Annotated in this window: 12 protein-coding genes; 3 read left to right on the top strand and 9 right to left on the bottom strand. The window is 53.9% G+C overall.

Translation table 11 applies throughout. The annotated features are described in order from the left end of the window. Positions 1-134: 134 nt before the first annotated feature. From ACR3FF_RS22950 to ACR3FF_RS22935, 4 genes are all read right to left on the bottom strand, one after another. A complete protein-coding gene (locus ACR3FF_RS22950; RefSeq protein ID WP_458190462.1) occupies positions 135-1295 on the bottom strand; it encodes an ISH3 family transposase in 1161 nt (386 codons plus the stop codon). A 98-nt stretch (positions 1296-1393) separates the two neighbouring features. Beyond that, positions 1394-1600, bottom strand: a complete 207-nt coding sequence (locus ACR3FF_RS22945; RefSeq protein ID WP_458190461.1) for a hypothetical protein — start codon at positions 1598-1600, stop codon at positions 1394-1396. Then, entirely contained in the window at positions 1597-1722 is a 126-nt protein-coding gene (locus tag ACR3FF_RS22940) for a hypothetical protein (protein WP_458190460.1), read from the bottom strand. The genes ACR3FF_RS22945 and ACR3FF_RS22940 overlap by 4 nt, the downstream gene beginning before the upstream one ends. Positions 1723-2109: 387 nt before the next feature. Further along, the gene (locus ACR3FF_RS22935; protein ID WP_458190459.1) at positions 2110-3009 is read right to left on the bottom strand and encodes a DUF8102 family protein; all 900 of its coding nucleotides are present in this window, start codon (positions 3007-3009) and stop codon (positions 2110-2112) included. Positions 3010-3875: 866 nt separating this feature from the next. Between ACR3FF_RS22935 and ACR3FF_RS22930 the strand changes: the two genes are divergently transcribed. Next, the gene (locus tag ACR3FF_RS22930; RefSeq protein WP_458190458.1) at positions 3876-4883 is read left to right on the top strand and encodes a tyrosine-type recombinase/integrase; all 1008 of its coding nucleotides are present in this window, start codon (positions 3876-3878) and stop codon (positions 4881-4883) included. A gap of 734 nt (positions 4884-5617) precedes the next feature. On the opposite strand, the gene ACR3FF_RS22925 is transcribed toward ACR3FF_RS22930, so the two are convergent. The 4 genes from ACR3FF_RS22925 to ACR3FF_RS22910 all read right to left on the bottom strand — a co-directional run bounded on the left by ACR3FF_RS22925 (position 5618) and on the right by ACR3FF_RS22910 (position 9702). Beyond that, positions 5618-6175, bottom strand: a complete 558-nt coding sequence (locus tag ACR3FF_RS22925; protein ID WP_458190457.1) for a hypothetical protein — start codon at positions 6173-6175, stop codon at positions 5618-5620. A 1469-nt stretch (positions 6176-7644) separates the two neighbouring features. Then, a complete protein-coding gene (locus tag ACR3FF_RS22920; protein WP_458190456.1) occupies positions 7645-8643 on the bottom strand; it encodes a tyrosine-type recombinase/integrase in 999 nt (332 codons plus the stop codon). 328 nt (positions 8644-8971) lie between these two features. After that, a complete protein-coding gene (locus ACR3FF_RS22915) occupies positions 8972-9265 on the bottom strand; it encodes a potassium channel family protein (protein ID WP_458190455.1) in 294 nt (97 codons plus the stop codon). Further along, on the bottom strand, positions 9265-9702 hold the full coding sequence (locus tag ACR3FF_RS22910; protein WP_458190454.1) for an ion transporter: 438 nt from the start codon (positions 9700-9702) through the stop codon (positions 9265-9267). Before ACR3FF_RS22910 ends, ACR3FF_RS22915 begins: the two co-directional genes overlap by 1 nt. Before the next feature lie 355 nt (positions 9703-10057). Between ACR3FF_RS22910 and ACR3FF_RS22905 the strand changes: the two genes are divergently transcribed. Further along, positions 10058-10531, top strand: coding sequence for a hypothetical protein (locus tag ACR3FF_RS22905; protein ID WP_458190453.1), 474 nt, complete (start codon positions 10058-10060; stop codon positions 10529-10531). Positions 10532-10586: 55 nt separating this feature from the next. Continuing rightward, positions 10587-10793 (top strand): hypothetical protein, encoded by a 207-nt coding sequence (locus tag ACR3FF_RS22900; protein ID WP_458190452.1) that lies wholly within the window; start codon positions 10587-10589, stop codon positions 10791-10793. Between the two features lie 123 nt (positions 10794-10916). Here ACR3FF_RS22900 and ACR3FF_RS22895 read toward each other — a convergent pair whose 3' ends face one another. Further along, positions 10917-11255: a DUF7522 family protein gene (locus tag ACR3FF_RS22895; RefSeq protein ID WP_458190451.1), complete on the bottom strand. Its 339-nt coding sequence runs from the start codon at positions 11253-11255 to the stop codon at positions 10917-10919. Positions 11256-11381 lie beyond the last annotated feature (126 nt).

The raw sequence follows: 11381 nt of genomic DNA, 5'->3' as shown, positions 1-11381 counted from the left end.
TCAGTCTGTGTGAGCAAGCGGTCGAGATCGTCCTCACTCAGGTGTCGGACGATCTCTTTCTCCCGTCCAGTCATTACCTTCCCTACTCAGAGTCCACCTAAATCTTCTGTGAAGCACTACCGAAGCGAGGCGGCTCACCCGAATCCGTGATCGTATCCAGCCGGTAAGCCGATCCCGTTCGTCCGATAGCGCTTTCGCCACCCCAGTTCGTCGTCTAACTCCTGTTCGATTCCATGGAGAAATGCATCACTGAACGTGAAATCCACGGCGAGCACCCCCCACTGCACCACCAGCCACAACTGCTCTAACAGGAAGCCGACACCCACGTAGAACAACCGGATCGTCGTTGACGGTGTCGTTGTCACTGCACGCGCCTCACGGAACTTCTCGTAACTCTTCTCGATCCGTGACCGCTTGTCGTAGACAGCCGCGACCTGCGCCGGCGTGCGGTCTTCCAGACCGTACGCCGCGTACCCAGTCCGTTTCAGACCCGACTTGCCCCGGTCACCGTTGTGGTAGGTCACATTCACCGCCAGCGGATACGTCTGTTCGTACTCTTTTCCCTCACAGATCGTCTCCTCGGTCATGTACGATTTGGTGACCGAGAGTTTGTCTCGGAGCGAGTCTTTCCCGGTTTTCACCGGGAAGACTGGCGGTGCAGTGAAACGAAGCACACTGATCAATTCCCCGGCAAACCCGGCACGATCGATGAGAATCCGTTCGATCCCGAACGGATACGTCTCGACGCGGGCGAGCACGCGCTCGACCGCGTCGGCCTTGCTGTCGTCACCGGAAACTGGTTCCAGCGCCAGTGTCAGTGGCTTTCCTTGCGCGATGACGAACGCTGTACAGTAACGGTGACATTTCGTTGTTCCGTCGCGGGCTTTCATCCTCCTGAACTCGTCTTCATCTTCCGGGTATCCATGGAACGGGTTATCCATGAAGTCGATGCAGACGGTTCTCGACCCGCCACGGTCGAGAACCGTCATCGCTACCAGCGCGAGACTGTCGTTGACTGCATCCAGCATGGTGTCTTTCTCCAGCGTGTGAAGCCAATCCATGACCGGCTCTCTGTTCGGCGTCTCCCTCGTGTTCTCGGTCACTCCGTTCACTGAAGTCGTCCCTACGGCCGCCCGAAGAACGACTTCCATGATATCGCCGGAATCGAGGGGCGAACCCTCGATTCCTGTCATTGGAATCAATGCAAGGAGTTCCAGAGAAAGCGACTTCAACTGGCGGTTCGTAATGAACTCGTCCGGATCTGTGAGAATGTCCTTTAACAGGGGGATGTTCATCACGAGTATATCCGGACAGCGGGTGAATCAGTGACCTGATTCATCCGCTTCGCTTCCACAACGTGTCAGCAACTGCGCTGGTGAGCCAGAGTGGACAACTAGCGATATTCAGACAGCATGTCGTAGATGTAGAAATAATTGGTCGTGGCTTCCAGCAGTGCTGTGCCGCCAGCGTATTGCTGGGCGATCTCTTCAAGGTCCGTGTTCTTGACACGGACCTGTTCGATTACTTCGCCGTCGTCGAAGCGGACGGCCCAGTGGCCGTCCGCTTGTGGATATCGATTCCTAAGAACATCTGTTCTCACTCCGGGGCACCGGTGCGTGGAAAGAGATTCACGTATTCGGGCTTTCCCGGCTGGCGCTCGCGGCGCCAGCCGGGCTGGAACGCCCCACTCTCGGCTTCTTTCACACCTGGACCCGTCAGCATCGCGCGGTCGACGCCGCCGAATACAGCTCGGTCTCGAGTGCCCCATACTTTGCCGTCACCTGGCTAAGGTAGCAGATTTTCCCATCGAGTCAGCACGTGATTCCTATCAGTTGCTGAGAGTTTCAACAAAGTCTCCTCATCGGGATCGGCGGCGATGATCTACCGGTACGTCTGGTTGTAAGCCACAATATCCCGTGGAGTGAGTTCGCTGTCACCATCCAGATTCTCGTATATTCGAGCGCCTTTTTATCGATTTGGGTGAGTCGCATCTCATTCGGCAATGTGATCGGCTCTGGGAACGGCGTTGATTCTTGTTCCCAGTGACCCCAACCGACAACAGGAGAACGACGATGAGTAAATACGTCCCTTTCACTACTCGCTGCCGCCTCACCCCCGCTGTCCTTCTCCCCTTTCCGACTCGTTCGTGAGTGTTTGATTCAGCCATGGAACATCAGCGTCGATACGCGAGAGGAGCGGGAGTATAAGTTGGCTCCACCAATCGGCGGGGTCGTCAAAGCCGAACGGGTAAATCGAATAGAAGTTTTCGGCGATTTCCTCCGCCACTTTCGTGTCGTCGCGATCGTCCGGTTCGGTTGTTTCCTTTCGATGTTGAAGCCAGTCGTAGATAGCGCGGAGTGCCCGTCGGACATCCTCCTGACGCCCGTCTAAGTCGTTTGCTCCTTCTGGCGCACGCGGGAGGAAGACGGTGTTAATCGCCTCGTAGGGGTCGTCGACATCCTCGGGGATACCGTAGTGGTCACTCCGCTTTCCCGGCACCTTGCGGACACCAAGTGGGAGCGTGTCGTGAAACTCGAGGAGTTGTAGCTCGTCAGCGTAGACCAAACCGCTCTCGTTGACGCGCTGTTTCACATCGTGAAACGTATCGGTTTCTTCGACATCGATATCAACTGATACGTCAGCCAGCGCTCTCCCACGGATTCGTGCCTGTCGAATAGCGCGCTCAAGGCGATACGAGAATGCGCTGGAATCGGCAAAGTACAGTAGTGCGAGAGTATCCACGACTCCCTGCTCTAAGTGAGCGTGTGCCTGCTCCTCGCCATCGCGAAATTCACTGAAAATCTGGTTGACGTCCCGTTCCGCGAGGTGGTTGAATAGGATGGTAAAGTCGAGTATACCGTCAAAAATCCGTTTCCGTGCTTTTGAACGAATATTTCGGGCTTGCGCGTCGCCTACATCCGAACGGTCGAGATAAAAATCCCTGTCTGTGGGAGTAAGAATCCCACGTTGACGCTCGGGTGAGTCGGCTGGATTGTTGTGGTGATCCATAACGGCTATTGATACGGCATCACCATATCAGTTTCTGATACGCAGTATGTAGAAAGTTGTACGCTTGCAAATGTTTAAATAGTTGGTATGAGTAGGGGTTAATGGATCGATGAAGGAGTTTGAGAACATCCCCGCGCATACAGATACGAAGGAACGCATTGCGAACCTTCGATACGAGATGCAAGTAGATAGCATGGACGCTGTTGTCCGTGAGCTTATCCGTATCTACGATCGTGAATACCGCCAGATCCGTGCGGGAGCGAATATTTGACTCCCGAGTGACAAATAACTCGCTAGAGAGTGGTAAAAGCGTAGTCCGTCTTCGGTGGTTGGACACCGAAGACGAACCAACAAAACCTGCGAGCCCCTCCTCCGCAAAGAGAATTCGGTTCGCAGGCGCGGGAAACACCGTGTCAGCACGTCAACCCCGACCGGACTGACGTCAATTTACTCTTGTACGTCACTCGGCATAAACCTAACCATCGGATATCAGATACTGATACAGTACCGGTGTGCGGTTGTTCGGTGTTGATTCTCACTGACTCGTGTTTCATATTACGAACGTATAAAATGAACAAATTCATACAATACCGACGAATCGACACGAAAACGATCGACCTCTGCCCTATTGGCGGCCATAAATCATGGCAGGACATCTACCAACGATGGCATTGCCTCTCGCCTAACAATGAGGATGGAGATATCACCGGAACTCTTCCAAGCAATATCTCGAAAGATGAGACATCACGGAGGGTACATGGCCGGTGCCCGCGCCGTACGTTTCTCGGGGTGAGCTAGCGATGTCTAAGGAAGACGAACGTCGAAGTACCTTTCCCTCCGCAGCGAGACCACAGCATCGGGGTTCCATGAGCGATGGACTCACACCAACGACGCCTGCCGAGGCCGTGGAGTGGTACTTCGCCGAACGAGAACCCGAACTCTCCAAAAAGACGTTGCAGAATCAGCGATACCGACTTGATCAGTTCCGCGCGTTCTGCACCGAGTACGAGATTGACGATATGAACGCTCTCACGGGACGAGACCTCCACCGCTTCCGTGTATGGCGGGGCGAGGAGATCAAGATCGTCACACTTGTCGGTGAGTTGCAGACGTTCCGTGTGTTTCTCGAGTTTTGCGCGACTATCGATGCTGTCGAACCTGGTATGCGCGAGCGCGTTCAAATTCCTGAAATCGAACCGGAGGATGAGGCGCGTGACGAATACTTAGAAGCCAATCGTGCGAAGGCAATCCTCGAGTATCTCAAGCAGTTTGCTTACGCCAGTCGGGATCACGTAGTTTTCGCGATCCTATGGCACACTGGGATTCGATTGGGAAGTCTCCGATCTTTCGATGTCGAGGACTTCGACTCGGACGCAAAATGTCTCGACCTTCGACATAATCCCGGCACCGGTACGCCGTTGAAGAACAAGAAAGCGGCCGAACGGTCGATCGCAGTCGGACCACACTACTGCGAAGTGATAGAGGACTACCTGGCCCACAACCGCCAGAAGGTCACCGATGATCACGGTCGCCACCCACTGATAACTAGCTCGCAGGGGCGGCTCAGTGAGGGCGCAATTCGCGAGGCGATCTATCGACTAACGCAACCGTGCGAAATCAGCGACTGCCCTTACGACGAGGATCAAGAAACTTGCGAGGTGCGACCGCACGGTAAGCGAGCTGGGTGTCAATCATCCCGGTCGCCACACGGGATTCGGCGCGGGTCGATTACCGACCACTTGAGGAACGGAACGCCGCAGGAAGTTGTCTCCGATCGCGCGAACGTCTCGAGCGACGTGCTCGAGCAGCACTACGACGAACGGACGGATCGCGAGAAGATGGAAATTCGACGCGACTTCATTAGGGAGGCGTAACTCATGATGAACTCCACTCTACGACGACACGGTGATCATTCTACCGGAGCCTCGGCAGGCATCTGTATTGACGTAGCCCCGGCGAGTCCATCCTCGCTTCGCTCGGACCGCATTCGGCATACGGCACTGCATTCTTCCGCAATCTGCTACCGTTTTGCCGAGAGTCCGAGTGAGGTACCGGCAATCGCGTTATTCCTGATTCCGAGTGATACCGTGACACCAGTCCGAGCCATCTGGTGGTTCCTGATATTGGGTATTCTCTTGGCAGAGTTAACTGTACCGGTTATTCCAGAAAGAAAACGGGAAGCATTAACCACTATTTTCAAATCCAGTAGAGTCCTGCGTGCAGGCGCGAACGACGGCGGCCCCGAGGCCATTATGGGTAATACTATTGGTAGAGTACAGCGGTTTCCCATGCCTCGTCTATCCCATATTATCATCCATAGTGAGCAGCAGCTTCAATCCGATACTTTGGCTTTAGTTGGTGCTCTTAGAGACGGGAGCAAACCTTTTCAAGTGTGTCCATTCGTGCCTTCTTTATGGGACTTTCTAAGTAGTTAAAAGAGTGAAATCAGATAGCCGTGGGTTATTCCAGTCTCGTGGTAACGTTACAGCCGCATCATGTGTGGCCGGAGGTCAGGCTTCGGAGGTGTGAGTAGTATGAGAAGAAAGCGGATACTGAGAACTGGATATCAGCTTCGGAACTGATTATCAATGAGAGTATAGTATTCGACTTATGAGTTCGATGGTTCGTTTTGCTCAAACATATTGTACCAATCAGAGTCATTTTCAGTTCGGACGTAGGTGTCTCCATTGGTGAATTCAACTGCTGTAGTTGAATGTTTGTGCGAGAAATGCGATTTGTCAATGATGAACTCGCATTGGATTTCTTCATTCCAGAATCGGTATCGATAGGTTGCAGGAACTGTCAGTCGTTCCATCAGGTACGTATTTGACTCAAGTGGAATCCCACTTCCTTTGTAAATCTGTTTGCCATCTCTGGAGGTTATCTCTTTTAGACGGTAGCCAACTGAACCACTGTTGAATACGAGAAGACCATGCGGTTGACCCTTTGCTGGTGTTTCACCAACCCATTCATTTCTAACGCTCGTCATTCCGTCAAGTGATTCGGGAATGGAAAGTTTAGTTGAATTAACTGAGGTGGTTGAGGTCGCCGTGGTAGATTGGTTATCTTTTGGTTGACCTCTTGAAATGAAGTTTGAAGAACAACCTGCAAGAACACTTGCTGATGAGAGTGCAAGACCCTTCAAAAGTGTACGTCGGGAGAGCATAGTCAGTGAGATTGATTTTCGAAAGTATATGTCTTGTGGTGACTCTCACATGACTGGTACGCATCATGTATCATCGCACGACGTTTCTGTCAGTCGTTGGTGAAAAAGAGAACCAATGTCTGGATTCTTTTGCGAATATCTATAAGGGCATTTATTAGCCGGACAACAAACAGAGAAGAAAAATGTCCCACACGAAGACACGAAGCACTGCGAGCAATGAATAGCCCTCGGAACGACGGGACCAGTAATACGTTCTCGTGTTCCACTTCGAGTCTATCGAGTGTATGTCCCGAACGCTGAATATCTACGGATGGACTCAACCGCGCGCAAGAAACAGCAGTTAGAGGCCTCAGAAGTGTCGCTGTCGCCATTTAAAAATTTCACAAAGGTAAGTTTAACCATATCCTTGCCAATTGTATCATATAGTTGGCTATGGTAAACATCACTTAGAGCCGGTTTCGTGCGGTTCCAAGGGAGTATATAAACCCATTACCATTCCTATTAGTGAGGGGAGTCAAAATGAGGGCAGATGACTCGCCACAGGTGTTTGCTCACGACACTCTGTTCAATTTCAACTGGTCGAAGGCCAGTATGTGAGATATGCACGCCACTCGATTGAGGTCAAGGCGCTTATCCACTGGGTATGCGTCTCGCACACTGTTACGGATGGTAGGCGGCCAAACACGAGCAGGCTAATCTGAGGAACACAACTCGGGGCAGCTAATGACTGTGTTTGGCGACTAACAGCCTTTAAGTAGGTCCGAAGCAAGCGCGGCTGAGGAGTGGTACCCCTGCTACTAAGGCCGTTTTGCAGATGTACAAAAGCATGGTAACAAATAGCATGGGGAAGAACAAGGGATGACCGTCAGAAGAGTTCCTGCATTCAGGCACGAACGGCGACGGCGACCCAGAGGCCAATATGGGTAATACTATTAGTAGAGTACAGTGGTTTCCACCGAATGTTTTCCCTCTTCTATGTTATCTTCCATTGTTAGTTATAGCAGTGATGAAGACAATGTGAGATAGCCTGTGTTGTGCCACTTCGAGCCTGTACCATGGCTTCAGCCGGTAATCTCCGAAACGGGAGCTAAAGCTTTCCAAGCGGGGACGTTCGCGCCTGAATGGTGGCAATTCTCTAAGTAGGTATTCTGGTTCAGAAAAAGTGATAGCGATGACCCTTTAAAAGAAGTTACCAAGGGGAAACCCACAGCTTGTTATTACTCTCAGTAATTGGGATGGGCGATAATGAGAGACCAGATAGTCATGAGGGTTAGAACATTGTCCTAACCAGATTTCTTGTTCAGAATGTAACCCGACGCGAGAAAATTTCAGGATTTTGGCTATAATTGGGAACTCGCTCGCCAATCGCTTTCGTGCCTGTTTTGGGGACAATACTGGTTGTCATCTAAGCTCCCACAGAGTTCAGTAGGTGGACTGGGTAGAGGTCTGATGCAAGCTACCTATTCAGTTCACAGATTGTTTAGGAACTCTTTCCTCCGTTTACGCTTCTGGCTCGGCGTTCCCTTGTCATAGTGCTTATCCAAGACCTCCTGACTCACGTTTGCTCGGTCACTGACCGCCTTCGCTGGCCAGCCATTGTTCCGATGATGAGTGATTGACCCTTTCCGAATTGCATGGGGGCTAACGGACGACGGACATTTACTTGCGTGCTTGCTTCGAGCCGCTTTGCAGGTACTCTGAGTGCGGGTATGCGGGCACTCGTTAGTGTAGTGGCACGGTCGAGTAATCCGATAGATGTTCTCTCTAATGGTCGTCTTATGTGCTCTCCCTGCCTGTGTACCTATGAGAGGCATCCGTCCGTGTTCGTCTTCTACCCTCGGGTGATGTCTATTGAGGAAATCCCTCACCACTTGGACGGCCTCGTCGGCAAGGTTGATTTCCCGTTCTCCACGTTCCTTATTCTTTAGCGGAGTTCCAGTTTCGGGTCTGTGTATCGCTCGAATGTATCCTTCTCTCGGGTGGAAGTCGTCTACATCAAACGCGAACAGGGTGCTTGTACGGACACCTGTATGCCACAAGAGCTGGAAGATGACGTGCCGAAGGGTAGCGTACTCATAGGTGTTCAGGTAGCTCAGGATAGCCTCTGCTTCCTCTGAACGGATTGTAGTATCGTCAACGTCTTCATCTATTCCAAGTTCGGGGAGTTCCAGTTTCTCGCTAACCCCGTCCTCGACAGCATCCATTTTCTCGCAAAATCGGAGAAAAACCCTGACCGTCCCTAATTGATTCTTCAGCGTGACGTTGTTCACATCCTTGGCACGCCAGACTTTGTAGCGGTGCAAGTGACGTCCATTGATTTCATTTAGGTTGTTTACCTCGTTCTCGTCACACCATTCTATGAAACGACGAAGGCGGTAATCGTGGTTCTCTTTCGAGGACTGCGTAAGGTCAGTCCGTCCGTTGAGATAGTCCTGTACAGCTTGTCGGGGGGTGAGTGGTTCCAACATGGTTCTTGAGCAGGAACCACCAGTGGTCTGGTACTCCCGGGCACTGGGTAAGCCGCGCACAGCGAAGCGAGCACGGTTCTGGGTTCAAATCCCGGCGAGTCCATTCAACCTTTTACGACGGTCACACGCCAGAGTGACGACCACGATGATGGTCGTCACTCTGGCTGGCTCCCTGTAAAAGGTTGATCAAAAGCACTCCTCGCTCCCGATGGTCGCTCGTCGGCCCGCTCACTCCGGAAGAGCAAGCTCTTCCGGCTCTCGTTCGCGGTGAGAGAACTACCCTCGAACGCTGGTCCCCCTGCAATCGACCGATTCGAAAAATCGAAGCTCACTCCACTTCTTCGAGTTCGTGTTCGTGAACGTGTTTCCCGCAGTGCGGACAGACGTACGTCTTCTCCTCGTGTCGCGCCGCCTCCACGAATCCGGAGGCGAGAATCGACGCGGGAAGCGCAAACAGGCCGATTCCCACCACCGCTACCACCGCGCCCAGAAACCGCCCGACGAGCGTCACGGGATACACGTCGCCGTACCCCACGGTCGTCAGGGTCACCACCCCCCACCACATCGAGGCGGGAATCGAACTGAAGACCTCGGGTTGTGTCTCGTGTTCCACGAAGTACATCAACGACGAGGCAAAGAGCAAGAGGAGTCCCCGACCGAGAACGCGACGACGAGGTCTTCTTTCTTCTGTACGATGACGGTTACGAACAACTGCATCGACTTGGAGTAGCGCGCGAGTTTGAACAGCCGCAGGAATCGGAGCAATCGAAGCACCCGGAGGAACCGGAGGTCGACGAGGAAGCCGAGGAAGAACGGTACGATTGCCAGAAAGTCGATGAGCATGAACGACGTCATCGCGTACCGGAGTCGCCCCGCGACGGGACGCCGGTAGTCGGCGTGTTCGGTCGCCACCCACAACCGTCCGAGGTACTCGACGGAGAAGACGACGACGCTCAGCAGATCGAACAGGTAGAACTCCTGTCGGTATGCCGCGTAGAGCGGGTCGATGTCTCGAGGATGACCGCAGTGACGTTCGCGACGATGAGCGCCATGATGCACGCATCGACGTATCGCCCGACGCGTCCACCAGCGCCGACCTCGAACAGGTCATACATCTGATGTCGAGTTCGTCGGTACATTAGGAGCTATTCGAACAGATTTACGATAAAGATATCCGAAATGAGAGAGGCTTCGAGGTGTTAGTCTGACACCCGAACTCGACTTGCCGGCTCGGCGACGAGGTGCGACCCCGAGCACAGTCACGATACCACCACCAGACCCTCACCATAACCACCGCCAGACCCCGCAACGACGCCGACAGCCCCCCACCACAATACCGCCAGCTATCGCCCACCACAACACCTAATCACTCCTTCGTCGTAGTGCACGAACCGGCCACCGCGGAGTGATAACAATGACCAAGCAAACGACGAGACGGACTCTGCTCCGTCACATCGCCGCCGGGAGCGCCGTCACGACAGTCGGATCGGCCCCAGTGAGCTCCCAGACTGGCGAACGAGCACCCCAGCAGCCGGTTTCGGACGAGACCGACGGCCCGGCGCGACTCCTCTACTCCTGTGATATCACGACGGAAGACGACCCAACTCCGGACGTAAACGACCGGTTCCAACTCCGGCGCGTCGAGGGAACCTTCGGTCCGACGAAGACCGATTGCTTCGAAGCGGAGACGCTCATCTACCGCTACCTGTTCACCAGAATCGAACGAAGTGGGCCTCGCGGACGACAGGGAATCGCGTGGAGCACGCGAGAACGACTTCCGGAAGAGACGTACCGAATCGCCACCATCTTCGTCTGCGACGAGGCACCCAGCGGCTACTGCGCGGTCGAGCCGTTCTACGGAATCGCGGTTCGGCGCGTCGACCAGTGACGGTGGGGTTGGGACAGAACATGGGGTATAAGTGCTGGTGGTTCAACCAGCCGGTATGTCCCCACCGTTTCCGCTCGTGAGTGGAGTCGTCGCAGGTATCGTCGCGACCGTGGCCACGGTTCTCACCGGCGAAGGATTGACGAAGGCCGTGAAAACCGGCGTGATTGCCGGTGGCACCGCCGCGACGACCACGTGGGTCGTCGGGCGACGAATCCTCTCATCCACCGCAGAGCGAACAGAACGCCAGGAATCGTCGACCTGAGCGGAGAGCGTCTCCCGACATCCATTAGCACGTCGGGAACGAATTCGGTGTTCGACCGGATGACGGACGACACGACCGATTCTGACTCGATGGAACCGGTGTACGCCACTGCTTTTCACGGGGTCACAGACTCGAACGAATCTGTTGGGAACACAACTCGACCACCTGGAGCAACTCCACTTCGGCGTCGTCGAACACGACGAACAGTTCCCGGTCGCCCTCGGCGAACTGCAACACCACACCGACGTCGAAAGTGTAGATGGCGAAGTTGAGACACCCCATCCGAAAGAGGTTCTCCGCATTCTCTCGGTCGGTCCCTGCGAGCAGTGAATCGTCGTGGATTCGGCCGAAGTCCGGTGGCCGAAACCTGCCAGTTACGTCGTCTCGGGCGCACAGCAGTTCGTAGCTTCCTTCCCGTGAGTCCGCGACGACCTGGAGTGCGGAGCCGAGTTGGGATTGCAAGGCGGCGAGAGGGTGTCATAGAACTCTTGTCACACCGTGATGATTGTGCTTCCCGGATTGTCTCCGCGTTCGTAGTTGGTGATTGCGATGACGAGACGAAGGCACAGCGCGAGGAACACCTGCGCT

The sequence above is a fragment of the Haladaptatus ordinarius genome (genome assembly GCF_054177595.1).
Note: the sequence above shows the minus strand (reverse complement) of the source record. Positions and strands in the feature narration are given on the sequence as shown.

Excerpts from the sequence above, each read along its gene's own strand:
- ACR3FF_RS22950 (WP_458190462.1), bottom strand. The coding sequence starts at position 1,295 with ATGAACATCCCCCTGTTAAAGGACATTCTCACAGATCCGGACGAGTTC.
- ACR3FF_RS22940 (WP_458190460.1), bottom strand. The coding sequence starts at position 1,722 with ATGCTGACGGGTCCAGGTGTGAAAGAAGCCGAGAGTGGGGCGTTCCAG.
- ACR3FF_RS22935 (WP_458190459.1), bottom strand. The coding sequence starts at position 3,009 with ATGGATCACCACAACAATCCAGCCGACTCACCCGAGCGTCAACGTGGG.
- ACR3FF_RS22930 (WP_458190458.1), top strand. The coding sequence starts at position 3,876 with ATGAGCGATGGACTCACACCAACGACGCCTGCCGAGGCCGTGGAGTGG.
- ACR3FF_RS22925 (WP_458190457.1), bottom strand. The coding sequence starts at position 6,175 with ATGCTCTCCCGACGTACACTTTTGAAGGGTCTTGCACTCTCATCAGCA.
- ACR3FF_RS22920 (WP_458190456.1), bottom strand. The coding sequence starts at position 8,643 with ATGTTGGAACCACTCACCCCCCGACAAGCTGTACAGGACTATCTCAAC.
- ACR3FF_RS22915 (WP_458190455.1), bottom strand. The coding sequence starts at position 9,265 with ATGTACTTCGTGGAACACGAGACACAACCCGAGGTCTTCAGTTCGATT.
- ACR3FF_RS22905 (WP_458190453.1), top strand. The coding sequence starts at position 10,058 with ATGACCAAGCAAACGACGAGACGGACTCTGCTCCGTCACATCGCCGCC.
- ACR3FF_RS22900 (WP_458190452.1), top strand. The coding sequence starts at position 10,587 with ATGTCCCCACCGTTTCCGCTCGTGAGTGGAGTCGTCGCAGGTATCGTC.